The sequence below is a fragment of the Mycobacterium sp. NPDC050441 genome (assembly GCF_040655355.1).
GTDB lineage: Bacteria > Actinomycetota > Actinomycetes > Mycobacteriales > Mycobacteriaceae > Mycobacterium.
On record NZ_JBFAJS010000003.1, the window covers coordinates 476,309 to 494,530 of the forward strand.

Below are 18,222 nucleotides of genomic sequence, written 5' to 3' on the forward strand. Positions count from 1 at the left end.
CACGCCGCGACACCCCCTCAACGGCCCAGCCCCGGTGAAAACTACCGATAGAGTTGAGCACGATGAGCCCCGCGCTGACCGTTCGTTACGACGGATCGACCCGTACCTTCGCCCCGGGCAACGATGTCGTCATCGGCCGCGACCTCCGCGCCGACGTCCGCATCGCCCACCCGCTGATCTCGCGTGCCCACGTGGTGCTGCGCTTCGACCAAGGCCGATGGATCGCGATCGACAACGGCAGCCTCAACGGCATGTACGCCAACGGCCGCCGGGTGCCCACGATCGACATCCACGACGGCCAGGTCGTCAACATCGGCAACCCGGACGGCCCACAGCTGACATTCGAGGTCGGCCGGGTCCAGGAAGGGTCCGTCGGCCGCACACCGACCGCGGCGGTACCGATCGCGAACCGGCCCAGTGGCGCCTGGCCCACCCAGGCCGCCGCCCCCGGCCGGCAGCAGTACGGCCAGCCGCCGGCGGCGCAGCGCCCCGGCTACTCGTCCGGCCCACAACCGCGCTACCCGACGCCGCCCACCGGGTATCCCAGCGGCCCGCAGGGCGGCTATCCGAGCGGACCACAGAGCGGCCACCCCAGCGGGCCCCAGGCCCGTCAGCCCCAACCGGTTCGCAACTCGAACCCGGCCGCGGCGCCGACGACGATGGGTCCGGCCGCCACCTCGGATCGCGGGAGCAGCGAGCCCGGCGGCAACATCGCGACCAGCATGCTCAAGATCCTGCGGCCCGGGCGCACCACCCCGGCCCCGGCAGGTGCGGTGAAGATCGGTCGCAACACCGACAACGACATCGTCATCCCCGACGTGCTGGCCTCGCGGCATCACGCCACGTTGATCCCGATGACCGGCGGCACCGCGATCCGTGATGAGCGGAGCATCAACGGCACGTTCGTCAACGGCGCGCGGGTGGACTCCGCGGTCCTGCACGACGGCGACGTGGTCACCATCGGCAACGTCGACCTGGTGTTCTCCGGCGGCACCCTGGTGCGCCGCAGCGAGACCGAGGCCGACACCCGCACCGGGGGGCTCGAGGTGCGTGCCCTGACCTGGACGATCGAGGGCAACAAGACGCTGCTCGAGAACATCTCGCTCGACGCGCGACCCGGCATGCTGACCGCCGTCATCGGTCCGTCGGGTGCAGGCAAGTCGACGTTCGCCCGACAGGTCGCCGGCCTGACCCATCCGACGAGCGGCACGGTCACGTTCGAGGGCCACGACGTCCACGCCGAGTACGCCTCGCTGCGATCCCGGATCGGCATGGTGCCGCAGGACGATGTCGTGCACGGTCAGCTCACCGTCCGGCAGGCACTCATGTACGCCGCCGAACTGCGGCTGCCGCCGGACACCACCAAAGCCGACCGCGAACAGGTCGTCATGCAGGTGCTCGAAGAACTCGAGATGACCAAGCACCTCGACACGCGGGTCGAAAAGCTGTCCGGTGGACAGCGCAAACGCGCCTCGGTCGCGCTGGAACTGCTGACCGGCCCGTCACTGCTGATCCTCGACGAACCGACCTCGGGTCTGGACCCGGCATTGGACCGCCAGGTCATGACGATGCTGCGCCAGCTGGCCGACGCCGGCCGCGTCGTACTCGTCATCACCCACTCGCTGACGTATCTCGACGTGTGCGACCAGGTGCTCCTGCTGGCGCCCGGGGGGAAGACCGCATTCTGCGGGCCACCTGACGAGATCGGCGAGGAGCTCGGCACCACCAACTGGGCCGACATCTTCAGCACCGTCGCGGGTGACCCTGAAGGAGCCAAGCAGCGTTACCTCGCCAAGCACGGCCCCCTACCCCCGAAACCACCCGCGGAGAAACCGGAAGACCTCGGCGAGCCGACGCACACCAGCCTGTTCCGCCAACTCTCCACGATCGCCCGCAGGCAAGTCCGGCTGATCGTGTCCGACCGCGGCTACACCGCGTTCCTGTTGATGCTGCCGTTCATCATGGGTGTGCTGTCGTTGTCGGTGCCCGGTGATGTCGGGTTCGGCCTGCCGGTGCCGGCCGTCCAAGGGGGCGAGGCCCCCAACGAACCGGGCCAGATCCTGGTGATGCTCAACGTCGGCGCAATTTTCATGGGCACCGCGCTGACCATCCGCGCTCTGATCGGTGAACAGGCAATCTTCCGGCGTGAGCAGGCCGTCGGCCTGTCGACCACGGCGTACCTGATGGCCAAGATCGCAGTCTTCGCGGTGTTCGCGGTGATCCAGTCCGCCATCGTCACGGTGATCACGATCGTCGGCAAGGGCTGGGGTCCGGGCGCAGTCGACAGCGGTGCCTTCATCGGCGGCCGCAACCTCGAATTGTTCATCGACATCTCGATGACGTGTGTGGCCTCGGCGATGGTCGGGCTCGCGCTTTCGGCACTGGCCCGCTCGGCCGAGCAGATCATGCCGCTGCTGGTGGTGACCGTGATGAGCCAGCTGGTGTTCTCCGGCGGCATGATCCCGGTGACCGACCGCGTCGTGCTGGATCAGTTGTCCTGGATCACCCCGGCGCGCTGGGGCTTCGCAGCCTCGGCATCGACCGTCGACCTGACCCGCCTGGTGCCGCCACCGCTGCTGCCCGCCGACTCGCACTGGAAGCACACCCCGTCGGTGTGGCTGATCAACATCGGCATCCTCGTACTGATCTGCGTTGTCTACACCGGGTTCGTCCGCTGGCGGATCCGACTGAAATCCGCCTGAGTTCTACCCGCCGTGGACGTCGAGGCCATGGGCGGCCGAGTAGGCCAGCGCCTGGCTGATGTCGATCTTGGCGCCGCGCAGCTTCGCCGTGGTCCAGAAGGTGGGGTCGACGCGGGCGCCGCGCAGATCCGCCTCGTCGAGCTTGGCGTCCTGCACCCGCGCCCCGGTCAGGTCGGCCTGCCGCAGCACCGCCTTGCGCAGATCCACCCCGACCAGGCTGGCTTCCCGTAACCGGCAGTCCGACAGGTCGACGCCCCGCAGATCGCAGCCGCCCAGCACGGCCAGCGTCAGATCCGACTCGACAATCTTGATCGGCCGCAGCCGGCACTCGGTGAACACCGAACCCAGCAGGCTGCAGTTGGTGAACGTGCTGTGCCACAGCGTGGCCCGGCGGAACGTACAGTTGCGGAACGCCGAGCCCGAATGCTGGGACTCGGACATGTCGACGCCGCTGAAATCGCACTCGGTGAACACCACACGCTCGGTGCTCAACCGACTCAGATCTTCGTCGCGGAAATCGTGGCCTGTGAATTCCCTGTCCGCCCAGGCGGTTTCGTCAGCTAGCACGCCTCAGCCAGGCAACGCAGACAGCGTGCTCAACGAGTACTCGGTGACCGCGATCAGCGCCGCCTTGGTCGAGTTGCGATCGCGGGCGTCCACGGCCACCACCGGGATGTGTTCGGCCAGCGCCAGGGCCTTGCGCACCGCCTGGGTGGGATGCTTCGGCGCATCGTCGAACTCGTTCACCGCGACGATGAACGGCAGCTTGCGCGCCTCGAAGAAGTCGACCGCGGCGAAGCTGTCCTGCAGGCGGCGGACGTCGACCAGGATGATCGCCCCGATCGCACCGCGCACCAGGTCGTCCCACATGAACCAGAACCGCCGCTGGCCGGGCGTGCCGAACAGGTACAGCACCAGATCCTCGTCCAGCGTGATCCGGCCGAAGTCCATCGCGACCGTGGTGGTGCGCTTGTCCGGGGTGCCGTCCAGGGCGTCGACGCCCTCAGAGACGTTGGTGACCAACGCTTCGGTACGCAGCGGCATGATCTCGGAGACCGCACCCACGAATGTTGTTTTCCCTGCCCCGAACCCGCCAGAAATGACGATCTTCGTCGAGGCAGCCCCACGTCGGGGGGCGCCGCCGCCGGAGGCCGAGCGGGGTTCAGAGTGCTCGTAGGCCACGCAGGGTCCTTCCAATCAATTCGCGGCGTTCGTCGAAGCTAGCCGAGTCATCAAGGGTGGCTTCCACCCGTAGATAACCCTGCGTCACCAAGTCCCCGATCAGCACGCGCGCCACGCCGAGCGGGAGAGATAAATGAGCGGCAATTTCGGCAACCGAAGGAGTGCCGGTGCACAACTCTACGATCTGTGCGCGCACATCGTGGCCAGTCCAGCGCGGTTCGCGCGTCGTGTCGGTTTTTTGCACCGGAGCTTCCAGCGGAAGGTGCACACGCGAGTCGGTACGGCCGGCCGTCAGGGTGTACGGCCGCACCAGACTCGGGCGATCAGTTGTTTCCGGTTCGTCCACAGGCACCTCGCGAAGGGCAGAAGGGGTCGGGGACTCAGGACGGTTGCGGCGTACGGCGCGAAGACTGCACCACCGCGCCGACCCGCTCGACCAGGATGGCCATCTCGTAGCCGACCTGCCCGATGTCACACGACGGGGCGGTCAGCGTGGCCAGGTTGGAGCCGTCACCCACCCGCATCAGCAGGAGATAGCCGTTCTCCATCTCGACCACCGACTGCATCACGTGGCCGCCGTTGAACAGCTGGGAGGCGCCGGTGGCCAAGCTCGCCAGGCCGGAGGAGACCGCGGCGAGCTGATCAGCCCGCTCGATCGGCATGTGTTCGCTGGCAGCCATCAGCAGTCCGTCGGCCGAGACGAGCACCGCATGGGACACCCCGGATACCTCGCGGGCGAACTTGGACACGAGCCAGTCCAGGGAGTCGCGCTGTGTCGGACGCGTCATTCGTTATCGGTTCCTCTGGTCTCACGGGCATGCGATCGCCCGGCGTGCACGCCCCCGAAAAGGTTGCTGGTGCTCGCGCGGACGGCCTCAGGATCGCGCGGTTTGAACGCCGCGAACATGCCGCTGTCAGGTTCGTCTGCCGATGCTACCGTCTCCGAGCCGTCGTCGTTGCGGTGTACTCCACCGTTGCGGTGACGACCGTTGGACTCACCGGCGGCCGCGGCCACAGCTGCAACGCCGCCCGGCACCAGGCGGGCACCCGGCGTACGCATGGGCAGGCCTTCCTCGGTGTGCTGCTCGACGGGCGCATCCTGCGCCGCGGCGGCCACCGACCAGCCCTTCTCCCAGACCGTCTTCCAGTCCAGGTCGGCGCTGCGCACGTGGGTTGTCGGATCGATATCGAATTCCGACATCATCGACTGATAGATCGAGTCGCCCTGGACGTCCGGGCTTTCGGCCTGGACCGGGGCGGATTCCAGCGGTTCTTCCGGTTCCTCGCCGGAATCATGAGCCGGTACGTGCACACCGTTGACGCCGTTGAGGCCGTTTACCCCGTTGAGTCCGTTGTGGCCATTGGCCCCGTTGAGGCCGCTGGCACCGTTGACGCCGTTGGTGGCGGCCTGCCCTCGGGAAGCGAAGAACGACGAGGTGTTGGTGGGTGACAGACGTCCGGAATCGACGTCGTCGTCGGCCGCAGTGTCGTCCGCTGCGTCCGCCGGGGTGTCGGCCGCTCCCCCGAGTTCACCCTTGGCTTCACCCTTGGCCAGGGCCGCGCTCTCTTCGGTGTGCACCGGCCACTGCTGCGGCCACCCGCTGACCGGCTCGTCGGCAGGCTCCTCGACCGGCTCCTCAGCCGCCGGCTCCGGCTGCGGGGCGAGCGTGCCCGGCAGCTCCGAGATACCGCTGGCTCCCGGACTGCGCTGCGGCAGCAGGTCGAACGGAACCTCGGCGCCGTTGAGGTGAGATTCAGCGAGCCCGGACCCGAACTCCGAGCCATCAGCGGGATCGGCGTCCAACGACAGCGCCGTGGCGATTCCCGCATGGGCGTCGACGGGCATGCCATACGGAAGGTCATCGACTGCGTCGCCACCGTCCCGGGCCAGCAGCGTGGCCGGGATGTAGACCCCTGCCGTGGTGCCCGAGCTCGGCTCTTCGGCGACGGTGCTGCGCAGCCGCACGACCAGACCGTGCTGCGTGGCCAGACGCCCGACCACGTACAGACCCATGTGACGCGCGGTGTAGGGGTTGACCTCACCGCCGGACTGCAGACGGGTGTTGGCGACCCGCAGGTCGGCCTCGGTCATGCCCAGGCCGACGTCGCTGACCTCGATGACCAATGCGCCCTTGGCCGCATGCACGGCCGACACCCGCACCTGCGAGATCGGCGGCGAGTAGCGCAGTGCGTTGTCGAGCAGCTCCGCCAGGAGGTGGATCAGGTCGCCGGCTACGGAACCGGTGATCTCGACGTCGGCCACCGACGCGGTGACCACGCGGGTGTAGTCCTCGACTTCCGAGGCGGCGGCGTTGATGACTGTCGCCAACTGCACCGGCCGGCTGTGCTCGCGTGCCAACTTGGACCCGGACAGCACCAACAGGTTGGCCCCGTTCCGGCGCATGCGGGCTGCGAGGTGGTCGAGCCGGAACAGGCTCTCCAGTCGTTGAGGGTCGTCCTCGTTACGTTCCAGCTGATCGATGAGCGACAACTGCTGGTCGACCAGGGAGCGGCTACGCCGCGACAACGTCTCGAACATGTCCGAGACCTGCAACTGCAGCTGAGCCTGTTCACCGGCGAGGAACACCGCCTGCTCGTGCAGCTCGTCGACGGCATGGGCGACCTGACCGACCTCTTCGGTGGTCTGCACCGGGATCGGGGTCACCGGTACCAGCTCGCCACCGGCGCGGACCCGTTCGATCTCCTTGGCCAGATCCTGGTGGGCCACCCGCAGCGCGCTGTCCCGAAGCGTCCGCAGCGGGCGCACCAGCGAGCGGGCCACCAACAACACGATGACGATTGCGCTGATGATCGCGGTCGCAACCAGGATCGCGTCGCGGATCGCGTCGTTGCGGGCATCGTTGGCCTGAGCCTCGACCGCAGCCGGAATCGCCGAAGTGGTGTTCTCGATGATCTGCCCGGCGATCTTGTCGGTGGTCTGCAACGAGGCCAGCATGTCCGGGTTACCGACCAGCGGAATCCCGGGGTTGGACATCATCGCCATGCGCTTGACCATCTCGGAGCGCAATGTTGCCGCCTCCTGGGAACCGCCCCCCAGCACCTTGGTCAGTGCCGCGACCGTGGACGGCTCGGTACCGGCCATCGTGATCATCGAGGTGCGCAGCAGCGGTTCCGGCTCAGCGCCGCCGGCGGTGACCAGCATCTGCTGAATGGCCATCTGCCCGCGGGCGCCGACCGCCCGGGCCAGCGCCTCGACCTGCGCCTGAAGCGACTGCTGGTTGCTGTGCACCGAACCGGTGATGGCAGCTTCCCCGGTCAGCAGCAGCGGGCCGTAGTTGAGGATGCGCTGGCGCAGGTCGATCGAGTTCGACATCACCGCATCGACCAGTTCCGGCCCCTTGCTGAGCAAGCCGCTCACCGCCTGATCCACGTCCTCGGCCGCGTCGGTGGCGTCCAGGCGTTGTTGGAGGTCCGATTTGCGCTCATTGAACGTGGACATCGCGGCCTGCCCATCGCCGCCTTCAGTAGCTGCGACGAGTACTCCCTCCATCGCAGCCATGTAGCCGTCGATGCCGGGAATCAATTCGGCCCGGTCAGCGGCCAACCGGAGATCTCCGGCGACGCTGGCACTGGCATAGATGCGCAAGCCACCGAACGTCGCGGCCAGGATCAACGGCACGACGACGATCGCAAGAACTTTCCGGTTGACCGGCCAGTTGGCCGGCGACCAGCGGGAAGGGCGCTTAGCCGGAGCCGATGGTGTTGGGGAGAATTCGACGAGGGTGCCGTCAGCCTGTTTCAGCTGCGTAAAGGCAGTCATCGGCACCCGACCGCACTACTGGCTGCGTGGCCGCAATTCACTCGTGGGGCGTGATTCATAAGACTTCCTGCTGTTTCCGCCCACGCTGGGGCGGGCGTCAAACGCCTTGGCAATTGCACGAGTATGACAGCAGCTCGCAAGCGTTTCTACAATTCTTACTGAACAGACAGAGTTCGTGACCGAGCTGTAGCGCAGTTGTGTGGTAATCGAGCAAACAGTGATGTGCTTGCCCAAACGTGTGCCGATTTCCGCTCCGATTCTCCAGGCCGAATCACGACTGCATTTGCATCCCGATTCGTCACAGGGCGGGCCGCCATACGATCATCATCGGATGTTCCGGGTGATGTTCTTTTCTCCCCGCATCGCACCCAACACCGGCAATGCGATCCGGATGGTGGCAGGCACCGGATGCGAACTGCATCTGGTCGAGCCGCTGGGTTTCGATCTGTCCGAACCCAAGCTGCGCCGGGCCGGCCTGGACTACCACGACCTGGCATCGGTGACGGTGCACGCAGATCTGGAGGCGGCGTGGCGCGCGCTGATGCCGGCCCGGGTCTATGCGTTCACCGCGCACGCGTCGACGTCGTTCACCGACGTCTCCTACCAACCCGGCGACGTGCTGATGTTCGGCCCGGAACCCACCGGACTCGATGCACAAACTCTGGCCGATCCCAATATCACCGCGCAGGTACGTATTCCGATGCTCGCCGGCAGGCGGTCGCTGAATTTGTCGAATGCGGCGGCCGTCGCCGCCTATGAGGCATGGCGCCAACACGGGTTCGCCGGCAGCGTCTAGTTACGCCGCGGGCGTGGGCCGACACGCGGCCCACGCCCGAATCTCACAGAGACTTCATACTCCGGCTTCACAATTTCATCTGGGACAACAGGCGCCCCAGGGCGCCACGGGTCACCAAGTGTCCCAGTGCGAGAACTGCTCGGCAGGAAGGCGCTTGGCCTTCTTGAAATCGGTGCCCAAGGTGTAGGCGATCGGGAACAAGCCCGCCTGGGCGTAGCGATCGAACGGGATGCCCAGCAGTTCGGCGGCCTGCTTCTCGCCGTCGCCGAGCAGGTGCAGCGTCGTCCAGGCCGATCCCAGGCCCCGAGACCGCAGCGCCAGCATGAAGCTCCACACTGCGGGCAGCAGTGACCCCCAGAACGATGCGCTCATGCCCGCCGGTGCGCCGTCGGGACGGCCCTCCAGGCACGGCACCATCAGCACCGGGGCCTTCTCGAAGTTGTCGGTGAGGTAGCGCGCCGAGCTCATCACCGCGCCGATCTGCTCATCGCGGACGTCGCCGCGCTCCGGCTTGGGCAGATCGAGATAGGGATTGGCATTGGCCCGGTAGATGTCGGCCAGCGCCTTCTTCTTTGCCGGATCCTCCACGAAAACCCATTGCCAGCCTTGCGCATTCGACCCGGTGGGGGCCTGTAGCGCCAGGTCGAGGCACTCCATGATGACCTCACGCGAGACCGGCTTCTCGAAGTCGAGGCGTTTGCGCACCGAGCGGGTCGTGGTGAGCAGTTCGTCAACGGTCAAGTTCAGGGCTGGTTCGGCTGTCATGCGGCGAGACTACAACCGTTCGCCAAACCAGAGAAGCTCCCCAGCAGTTTGCTGGGGAGCTTCCAATCATCGTGCGCTGCAGTGCAACTCAGCTAACCGATGAAAGTTGCGCGCCGGGGCCTGATCGACGACGGCGCACAGGGTCTTGCGTGGGGCTTCAGCCGGCGTTCTCGGAGACCAGCACAGGTTCCCAGCCGTTGGACTGCGACTCGTCCGACGACCCGAAGTCGGCCGGGGAGGGGACGGCATGGATCCCGTGATCGTCGCCGGGCAACCCGCCGAGCGCAGCGATCGTGTCGCGAATCTTGGCTGCTTCGGCGTCCGTCGGCGTTGCGCCGGCCTCGAGCTCGTCAAGCAGACCGTCACGCAGGCCGGCGCCGTTGGCCACTTCCTGAGCCGACAGCTTGGCGTGGATGCGCGTGACGTAGATCTGCTGCCCCAGAGAGGAACCCGGCGCCGATGCGGCGTGGGACATCAGCGAGTCATACCGCTGACGAACCCCGCTGAGCGCCACGATGACCGCCGGGGAAGGCCGGTTGCTGCCGGCCGCCTCGGCCAACGAGGCACGCAGCTTGCGCAGGCCGGACAGGACGACGTCGGCGCGCTTGTGGAACTTCTTGTCCTCCGGGAAGGGCAGTGCGTCGATAGCAGCGGAATACATATGCATCGCCGCTTCCGACAGACTGACGATGACCGCCGAATCACCTTCCAGCGTCGCGTTTTGTCCCATGGGCCCTCAATTCTCAAGCGAACAGATCAATAGAAGTGAGCGGCCGGTTGCCGGATCCGTTGGATCCGATCCACCACCGCTCACGGTGAGCACGCCGATGACACTAGCGGTTTCAGAGCCGTCCGTCATCGCTAGGGGCACTTGAAGAATGACGAAAAACAGGGTATGCGAGTGCGGGTGCCACCGGCCGGTAGCACGCGGCGCGGAGGGTGGCCCTACTCTGAACGCCGGCACGGTGGCAGGCTTGGCCGACGGGAGGTCGACATGGCCGGACTAACTGAATCGACAAGGGCCGCTGAGTCTTCAGGGGGTGCCCCGCCGAACTACGGCCAGGTGGGCGAGGTGACCGAGCCGATGAGGGTGGCTGTAGCGAATCCCGACCCGACGCCCAAGACGACATCGGTCGACCCCAAGGCCGGTATCGGGTGGCTGGTGTGTGGCGGCCTGGGCAGCCTGGCCATCATCTCGTACCTGCTGTTCAGCCCGGGCCAGCCCGGAAGCAAGGCCGAGTGGTTCTTCGGTGCCGTCGTCTTCGTCGTCGTGATGGTGACGATGTGGCTGACCCTCACCATCCAGCGTCAGGCCAAATACGACATCGCCCAGGCCGACGAGCGTCTGCGCCGTGAGCTGGCGGCAGCCGACGAGCGCTCTGCGCTCGAACTCGCGCTGACCCAGAAATGGCATCGGGCCCAGATGGAGTCCCAGCAGAAACTGCACCACGCCGAACTGGTGGCCCAACAGGAACTGGCCCGCATCGAACGCAACAACCTGCTCGAGCAACTGCAGAAGCAGGCGATGATCGAGGTGTCCCGCGCGGTCGGAGCCCACACCCGGATGCTGGCGACACTGTGGACCGAAGGCGCGACCCAACTGCGCAACCCGGACCGCGACGAGCGGGAAGCCGCGATGAACGCGCTCTTCGAGCAGATCGGCCAGGTGGTGAATGACGTTTCGGTCGAGCTGGACAACGCCCACCTGCTCAGCCAGGACGACCGCCTGCAGGATGCGCTGAACCGGGTCAACGACGCGGTGTTGTTGGCGATCCAGGTCGCCGAGGATCTGCACGCCGACGTGGTCGAGGGCCGCACCCCGGAAACCAACCCCATCCCGGCCGTCCAACACCTCCTGCACGAGCGGGCGACCGCCGCACGACGGTTGGCGTGGTCACTGCTGCGGACCGGACTCGAGGACAGCACCGCCGCTCCGGCCACGGACCTGTCCGTCTGAGCGCTCAGCGGAAGTCTCGCGACCGGGAGCCGACCCGCAGCGCGACCGGTTCCATCCGATCCGCGATCACGGTGACCGCACCACTGGCGTTCTGGACGATGCCGCGCACCACCAGTGCCGGGGACGTCTGCGCCAGCTTCCGGTAGCGCGCCCACACCCCGGGGGCGCACAGCACGTTGACCATCCCGGTCTCGTCTTCCAGGTTCATGAACGTCACCCCCTGCGCGGTCGCCGGGCGCTGGCGGTGAGTTACCGCCCCGGCAACCAGGATTCGAGTCCCGTCGACGACGTCCAGCAACTTGTCGGCGGGAATCACACCGAGGGCGTCGAGGTCGGCGCGCAGGTACTGGGTGGGATAGCTGTCCGGTGAGACGCCGGTGGCCCACACGTCGGCGGCCGACAGCTCCAGGGCGCTCATCCCAGGCAGCGGCGGCACGTGCGAGGAAGAGCCCACCCCCGGCAGCCGGTCCGGTCGCTGGGTGGCCGCCGCGCCCGCCGCCCACAGCGCCTCGCGCCGGCTGACCCCGAAACAACCCAACGCACCGGCAGTGGCCAGCGCCTCGGTCTGGGGTACCGACAGCTGAACCCGGTTGGTCAGGTCGATCAGGGTGGTGAACGGCCCGTTGGTATTTCGCTCGTCGACCAGAAGTTGGGCCAACTCGTCACCGATGTGTCGGACACTGCCCAGCCCCAACCGCACGTCCATGCCGCGGTTCTCGCACGTCGCGTAGGCCAGGCTGGCGTTCACATCGGGACCGTGCACCGTCACCCCATGGCGGCGCGCGTCGGCGACCAGGGACTGCGGGGAATAGAACCCCATCGGCTGGGCCCGAAGCAGTGCCGCGCAGAACGCCGCCGGATGATGCAGTTTGAACCACGACGAATAGAACACCAGCGACGCGAAGCTCAGCGAATGGCTTTCCGGGAAACCGAAATTGGCGAATGCCTCCAGCTTCTCGTAGATCCGCTCGGCCACTTCGCCGGTGATTCCGTGAAGTTCCCGCATGCCGTCATAGAACCGGCTGCGCAGCCGTCGCATCTTCTCGGTGGAGCGTTTGGAGCCCATCGCGCGGCGCAGCTGGTCGGCCTCTGCCGCGGTGAAACCCGCACAGTCGACCGCCAATTGCATGAGCTGCTCCTGGAACAGCGGGATGCCCAACGTTTTCTTCAGCGCGGATTTCATCGACGGATGGTCGTAGGTGACTTCCTCCAGACCGTTGCGACGACGGATATAGGGGTGCACCGAACCACCCTGGATCGGGCCCGGCCGGATCAGCGCCACCTCGACCACCAGGTCGTAGAACTCCCGTGGCTTGAGCCGGGGCAGGGTGGCCATCTGCGCGCGGGACTCGACCTGGAACACCCCGACCGAGTCGGCCTTCTGCAGCATCTCGTAGACCGCCGGCTCGGACAGATCCAGCTTGGCCAGGTCGACGGCGATGCCCTTGTGCTCGGCCAGCAGGTCGATGGCGTAGTGCAGCGCCGAGAGCATGCCGAGGCCGAGCAGGTCGAACTTCACCAAACCGATTGCCGCACAGTCATCTTTGTCCCACTGCAGCACGCTGCGGTTGGCCATGCGGGCCCACTCCACCGGGCACACGTCGGCGATCGGGCGATCACAGATCACCATGCCGCCGGAGTGGATACCGAGGTGCCGCGGCAGATTGGCGATCTGGGTGGCCAGCTCGATCACCGGCTGCGGGATGTCTTCCGCTTCCGGGGAGTCGGGGCGCCCGCTCCACCGGCTGAGCTGCTTGCTCCAGGCGTCCTGCTGCCCCTGGGAGAACCCCAGCGCCCGGGCCATGTCGCGGACCGCGCTGCGTCCGCGGTAGGTGATGACGTTGGCAACCTGGGCAGCGTAGTCCCGACCGTAGCGCTCGTAGACGTACTGAATGACGTTCTCGCGCAAGTCCGATTCGATGTCGATGTCGATATCGGGCGGCCCGTCGCGGGCCGGGGACAGAAACCGTTCGAACAGTAGCTCGTTGGCAATCGGGTCGACGTTGGTGACCTTGAGCGCGTAGCAGACCGCCGAGTTGGCCGCCGATCCCCTGCCCTGACACAGGATGTCGTTGTCCCGGCAGAACCGGGTGATGTCGTGCACCACCAGGAAGTATCCGGGGAACTTCAGCTGCTCGATGATCCGCAGTTCGTGTTCGATCTGCGCGTAGGCCTTGGGAGCCCGCTCCGGCGGCCCGTACCGCTCGGCCGCGCCTGCCATGACCAGATGGCGCAGCCAACTGTCTTCGGTGTACCCGGCCGGGACGTCGAACGGGGGCAACTGCGGGGCGATGAGCGCCAGGCCGAAGGCACACTGCTCACCGAGATCTGCTGCGGCCGTCACGATCTCGGTACCGAACAGCCGGGCCATCTCCTCCCCCGAGCGCAGATGAGACCCACCGAGCGGCGCCAGCCACCCCGCCGCGGTGTCCATCGAGTTACGGGCCCGGATCGCCGCCATCGCCATGGCCAGTCGGCCCCGGTCAGGCGCCGCGAAGTGCGCACCGGTGGTGACCACCACTGCGGTTCCGAACCGCTGGGCCAGCCCGGCCAGGACGGCATTGCGTTCGTCGTCACACGGATGGCCGTGATGGGTGAGTTCGATGCTGACCCGGTCGGCCCCGAAACGGTCAACCAGATCGCCCAGCGCGGCGGCGGCAGCCTCCGGACCACCGCGGGAAAGTGCCTGGCGGACATGCCCTTTACGACAACCGGTGAGGATGTGCCAGTGCCCACCGGCGGCCTCGGTGAGTCCGTCGAAGTCGTAGCGGGGCTTGCCCTTCTCACCACCGGCCAGGTGAGCCTTGGCGATCTCGCGGGACAACCGCCGGTACCCCTCCGGGCCGCGGGCCAGCACCAGCAGATGCGGGCCGGGCGGATCGGGATCCTCGGTGCGGGGAACGTTCCCCAGCGACAGCTCGGCACCGAATACCGTGGCCACGTCCAACTCCCTGGCCGCCTCGGCGAACCGGACCACGCCGTAGAGCCCGTCGTGATCGGTCAGCGCGATCGCCCGCAAGTTCAGCCGGGCCGCCTCCTCCACCAACTCCTCCGGCGTGCTCGCACCGTCGAGGAAGCTGTAGGCGCTGTGCGTGTGCAGCTCGGCATAACGCACCGACGTTCGCGGCCGGTCGAGTTCCGGCGGCTGATAGATACCGCGCTTACGAGACCAGGCCGGGCTGTCCCCGCCATCGCCGTCGGGCTCCAGTGGCAGGCCGGAACGACGCGGCTTGCCACCCGCGGCGGGCCGCGGCGACTGGCCAGAGAGCACCCGCTCCATTTCCGACCAGCTCGGCGGCCCATTATGCCAACCCACCGCCCCAGTATATCGAACATTTGTTCGACAACTCTCGGAACGTCCGCCTCTGCGGGCAGCCTCGTGATGCCGATCACGCCACCGCCCCCTACGATGCCGTTGGGCTGGGGATCGGCTGTGAAAGGACGGGCATGGCGTCGACGAAGTACATCGGGTATGTCGGTGGTGTCGCGGTGGCGGCGGGAGTGGGCGCGGCGCTCGCCGTGGCCGGACAGGGCACCGCCCACGCTGATTCGACCGACGGTGCGGCCAAGGACTCGAAGAACAGCACGTCACAGCACGTCAAGGCCGGACCCAAGCGCACTGCGGTCAAGGCCGGCAAGACGAAGACCGGCGAGGCCACGACCGGCGAGGCCAAGCGGCCCAAGCCACTGTCCAAGGTCAAGGACACCCTCGAGAAGCAGGCCGGCAAGATCGAGAACGCGGCTGCGCAGGTCACCGATGCCGTCAAATCCGCCAAACCGGTGGCCGCCACGCCCAAGCCGAAGCCCAGCGCCGAGGAGTTCGAGGCCGGTCAGGTCGCCAAGCTCAAGGACCTGTTCGCCCCGAAGCAGGCGGCAGCTGCCAGGCCGGACCCGGTAGTGGCCGACAAGTCGGACACCGAGGCCGTCGTGCAACCGGTCAGCAGGTCACTCGTCACACCGAAGGTGGGCGCCGTGCAGACCCAGGCCGACACCGCGGACGGTGGCCAGGCATGGGATCCCAACCCGTTCCGGGCCGACGATCCAGAGCCGAAGGACATCCCCGAGCCGATCCTGAATCTGCGGAACGCGTTGATGAACACCGCCCTTCCCGACGAACTCGACCCGTTCATCCGGGAAGCCACCGAGCAGATCTACCGGGGCAGTCAAATCGTGCCGTGGGTGAACGCGGTGATTCCGATCAGCAAGATTCTGCCAAGCCTGGCGCCCGCCCTCGGCGATGATGCCGCGGCCCGCGATGCACGGCAAACGATCATCAACGAGCTGATCAAGACCACTCCGCCGGGTTCGGCGGTGTACTACGGCTACGACATTGCCGCAGACCTGCTCAACGTGGAAGACCAGGGCGCCGATCTCAAGGTCCAGGCCGTCGCAACGGTGTGGGACCTGCTGGATCCGTTCCAGCTCGCGCACAACAAGGGCAACTCCGGTATCGGCGGCTCTGCCGGCTAGCAGCTGACCTCGCGGTAGCGCGCCTACTCCACGAGCGACGGGGTGTCGTGCCGCAGCGTCTCGCCCCGGAAGAACTCGGGGCTGCGGGACCGCCAGATCATCATCAGCACGGCACCGAGGATCAGCACGCCGAAGCCGATGTAGAACACCAGGCCGATGCCGCCGATTTCCGCACCGCTGGCGTTGTCCGGGTTCATACTCTCGCCAATCGAGATCACGAATACCGCGGCCAGCACGGTTCCGCCGAGCAGCGGGAACAGGAACTTGAACACCGCGTTGTGCGCGTTGGCGAACAGCTCACGGCGGAAGTACCAGACACACGCAAATGCCGTGATGCCGTAGTACCAACAGATCATGATGCCAAGGGCGGCAATGGTATCCAGCAGGGCACTCTCGGAGAGCAGGCTCACCACGGTGTAGAACACCCCGGTGACCACCCCGGCGGTGACGGTCGCGAACACGGGCACCAGGTACCGCGGGCTGACCTCGGCAAAGCGCGCCGGAAAGGCCTTGTAGGCGCCCATCGCCAGCATCGCGCGGGCCGCCGGCAGGAACGTGGTCTGCAGGCTGGCCACCGACGAGGCCAGGATCGCCAGGAACAGCAGCGGCCCGGTGTAGGTGCCCAGCACCGGATCGGCCAACGCGGCGAATACGTTCTCGGCATTGTCCGGATTGCCCAGCCCCAAGTCGGTTTCCCCGACGCCGGCGTACATCATCACCGCGACCGCAATCACCAGATATGTCGCCAGGATCGACAGCACGCACAGCAGCCCGGCCCGCCCCGGCACCTTCGTCGGATCCTTGGACTCCTCCCCCAAGGTCAGGCAGGTGTCCCAGCCCCAGAAAGCGAAGATCGATCCGGTCACACCAACCACGAAGGCGCTCAACGCAAGTCCGGTGAACGGGTTGAACCAGTCCAGATCGAACGACAAGCCGGCAGGTGCGTCGCCGCGGCCCACGTGCACGAAGGCCATCACCGCGAACGCCAGTAGCACCACCATCTGGAATCCGACCAATACGTACTGCACCCGTTCACTGGTGGTGATGCCGCGGCTGGCGACTGCGGTGGCGATGGCGAGGAACACCAGCGTGGTGAGGATGTTGATGGCCTTGTTGTCGGCCAACTCGGCGATGGACTGATGGTTGGTGATCCTGGCGATGAACAGGTAGAAGAACTCCACCGCGATGGCAGCCAGGTTGGACAGCACGATAATCGACGCGACCACCATGCCCCACCCGCACATCCACCCGACATACGGGCCAAACGCCTTGGTGGACCAGGTGAACGACGCCCCGCAGTCGGGTGCACGCGAGTTCAGTTCGCGGTAGGCGTAGGCGGTCAGGAACATCGGGATGAAGCCGGCGATGAAGATCGCCGGCATCTTGAGTCCGACGGCGGCGACGATCAGCCCGATGCTCGCAGTCAGCGTGTATCCGGGTGCCACACACGAGATGCCAAGGATCGCACCGGAGAACGTGCCGACCTTGCCCGCGGCCAGACCCTTGGAGACCAGCCCCGCAGAGTGCTCGGCAACTTCGAGCTTCTGGTGCGACGCGGATTCCGATGCGGACTCGGTCATGAGTAGTCCTCGCCATCTTTCAGTTCATCCCGGGGCACAACCACCATGGGAACGTCGAGCACCCGCAACATCTTGGCCGCGGTGGAACCGAGGAAGATCCGCCGCGGCGCACTGAGCCGGCTGGATCCGACCATGATGATGTCGCCGTCATCCCAGCCCAGCTGTTCGACGGCGGCCTCGACACTGGGACCGTTCACGATGGTGGAGGTCACCGGAAAATCGGCGGGCAGTTCATCTCTGGCGGCATCCAGTGTCCGTTCGGCGTGCGCGAGCGCATGTTCTCGCACCGCCTCGCTGTCGCCCCGCAGCGAGCCGAAGGTCGGATCGAGGGCGACCAGCGACACCAGGCGCAGCGGTATGTCCGCGGCCCGACTCGCCCGTACCGCGGTGGCGAGCAACAGATCCGACCCCTGGCGTTGGCCGATGGCGCAGGTGATTTCATGCACCCGCTCAACCTTGACAAAGCGGGTTCCGCGTGGCGCCACCGCGACCGGTACCGGCGATGAGTGCAACAGCTCGTTGACCACCGACCCCAGTGAGTAGCTGCCGACCAGTCCGCCGCCCGCGCCGCCGACCACGATTGCGGCCGCCTGCAGCCGCAGCGCTTCGCGGATCAAGCCGTCGGTGAACGACTCGTCGAAGCTCAGATGCGTGTGTGCCACAACGTCGTCGGGCACCGAGGCCAGGGCATCGTCCAACCAGCCCTGCGCCTGTTCGGCCAGCACTTCCTCGTAGCCGCCGCCTTTGGGGACGGTGCCCGGTGGCGCGGTGTCGGGCGGTAGCACGATGCAGATGTTGACCTCGGCGTCCAGGGTTCGGGCGAACCGGACTGCCAGGGCCAACGCATCGGCGCCACCGGGAGTGGCCAGATACCCAACGACCAGGTTTACCTGCGTCATCTGCCACCACCCATCCCGCACGGCACCGTGCGCGCGTAGTGGGTCGATCCTGTCAACCCACCACGCGGTGTGCAGGGCTTCTAAGAAATT

Annotated in this window: 14 protein-coding genes; 4 read left to right on the plus strand and 10 right to left on the minus strand. The window is 66.8% G+C overall.

Features of this window, described 5'->3' with window-relative positions; all coding sequences use genetic code 11:
* Positions 1 to 62: 62 nt before the first annotated feature.
* A complete protein-coding gene (locus AB0I14_RS11400; protein ID WP_358020419.1) occupies positions 63 to 2,702 on the plus strand; it encodes an FHA domain-containing protein in 2,640 nt (879 codons plus the stop codon).
* A gap of 3 nt (positions 2,703 to 2,705) precedes the next feature.
* Here AB0I14_RS11400 and AB0I14_RS11405 read toward each other — a convergent pair whose 3' ends face one another.
* Genes AB0I14_RS11405 through AB0I14_RS11425 form a run of 5 tightly spaced genes read right to left on the minus strand, consistent with a single transcriptional unit; the run spans position 2,706 to position 7,665 of the window.
* Positions 2,706 to 3,269 (minus strand): pentapeptide repeat-containing protein, encoded by a 564-nt coding sequence (locus AB0I14_RS11405; RefSeq protein ID WP_358020422.1) that lies wholly within the window; start codon positions 3,267 to 3,269, stop codon positions 2,706 to 2,708.
* A 3-nt stretch (positions 3,270 to 3,272) separates the two neighbouring features.
* Entirely contained in the window at positions 3,273 to 3,809 is a 537-nt protein-coding gene (locus AB0I14_RS11410) for an ATP/GTP-binding protein (protein ID WP_358021250.1), read from the minus strand.
* 55 nt (positions 3,810 to 3,864) lie between these two features.
* A complete protein-coding gene (locus AB0I14_RS11415) occupies positions 3,865 to 4,230 on the minus strand; it encodes a DUF742 domain-containing protein (protein ID WP_358020425.1) in 366 nt (121 codons plus the stop codon).
* A 34-nt stretch (positions 4,231 to 4,264) separates the two neighbouring features.
* Positions 4,265 to 4,672 carry a roadblock/LC7 domain-containing protein gene (locus AB0I14_RS11420; RefSeq protein ID WP_029107096.1) on the minus strand — a complete coding sequence of 136 codons (408 nt, stop codon included), beginning with the start codon at positions 4,670 to 4,672 and terminating at the stop codon, positions 4,265 to 4,267.
* Complete coding sequence (locus AB0I14_RS11425) at positions 4,669 to 7,665, minus strand: sensor histidine kinase (RefSeq protein WP_358020428.1); 2,997 nt, start codon at positions 7,663 to 7,665, stop codon at positions 4,669 to 4,671. Before AB0I14_RS11425 ends, AB0I14_RS11420 begins: the two co-directional genes overlap by 4 nt.
* 331 nt (positions 7,666 to 7,996) lie before the next feature.
* Here AB0I14_RS11425 and AB0I14_RS11430 point away from each other — a divergent pair, with 331 nt between their 5' ends.
* Positions 7,997 to 8,461: a tRNA (cytidine(34)-2'-O)-methyltransferase gene (locus AB0I14_RS11430; RefSeq protein WP_358020431.1), complete on the plus strand. Its 465-nt coding sequence runs from the start codon at positions 7,997 to 7,999 to the stop codon at positions 8,459 to 8,461.
* Between the two features lie 111 nt (positions 8,462 to 8,572).
* Here the strand turns inward: AB0I14_RS11430 and AB0I14_RS11435 are convergent, their stop codons facing one another.
* Positions 8,573 to 9,226 carry a nitroreductase family protein gene (locus AB0I14_RS11435; protein WP_358020434.1) on the minus strand — a complete coding sequence of 218 codons (654 nt, stop codon included), beginning with the start codon at positions 9,224 to 9,226 and terminating at the stop codon, positions 8,573 to 8,575.
* Positions 9,227 to 9,383: 157 nt separating this feature from the next.
* Positions 9,384 to 9,956 (minus strand): XRE family transcriptional regulator, encoded by a 573-nt coding sequence (locus AB0I14_RS11440; protein ID WP_358020437.1) that lies wholly within the window; start codon positions 9,954 to 9,956, stop codon positions 9,384 to 9,386.
* A gap of 342 nt (positions 9,957 to 10,298) precedes the next feature.
* Between AB0I14_RS11440 and AB0I14_RS11445 the strand changes: the two genes are divergently transcribed.
* Entirely contained in the window at positions 10,299 to 11,183 is an 885-nt protein-coding gene (locus AB0I14_RS11445) for a hypothetical protein (RefSeq protein WP_358020439.1), read from the plus strand.
* A gap of 4 nt (positions 11,184 to 11,187) precedes the next feature.
* On the opposite strand, the gene AB0I14_RS11450 is transcribed toward AB0I14_RS11445, so the two are convergent.
* Positions 11,188 to 14,499, minus strand: coding sequence for an error-prone DNA polymerase (locus tag AB0I14_RS11450; protein WP_358020442.1), 3,312 nt, complete (start codon positions 14,497 to 14,499; stop codon positions 11,188 to 11,190).
* Positions 14,500 to 14,630: 131 nt separating this feature from the next.
* Here AB0I14_RS11450 and AB0I14_RS11455 point away from each other — a divergent pair, with 131 nt between their 5' ends.
* Positions 14,631 to 15,653 (plus strand): hypothetical protein, encoded by a 1,023-nt coding sequence (locus AB0I14_RS11455; protein ID WP_358020445.1) that lies wholly within the window; start codon positions 14,631 to 14,633, stop codon positions 15,651 to 15,653.
* Between the two features lie 23 nt (positions 15,654 to 15,676).
* Here AB0I14_RS11455 and AB0I14_RS11460 read toward each other — a convergent pair whose 3' ends face one another.
* Both AB0I14_RS11460 and AB0I14_RS11465 read right to left on the minus strand, forming a co-directional pair.
* The gene (locus AB0I14_RS11460) at positions 15,677 to 17,233 is read right to left on the minus strand and encodes an APC family permease (protein ID WP_358020448.1); all 1,557 of its coding nucleotides are present in this window, start codon (positions 17,231 to 17,233) and stop codon (positions 15,677 to 15,679) included.
* Positions 17,230 to 18,132: a universal stress protein gene (locus AB0I14_RS11465; RefSeq protein ID WP_358020451.1), complete on the minus strand. Its 903-nt coding sequence runs from the start codon at positions 18,130 to 18,132 to the stop codon at positions 17,230 to 17,232. Before AB0I14_RS11465 ends, AB0I14_RS11460 begins: the two co-directional genes overlap by 4 nt.
* Between the last annotated feature and the right edge of the window lie 90 nt (positions 18,133 to 18,222).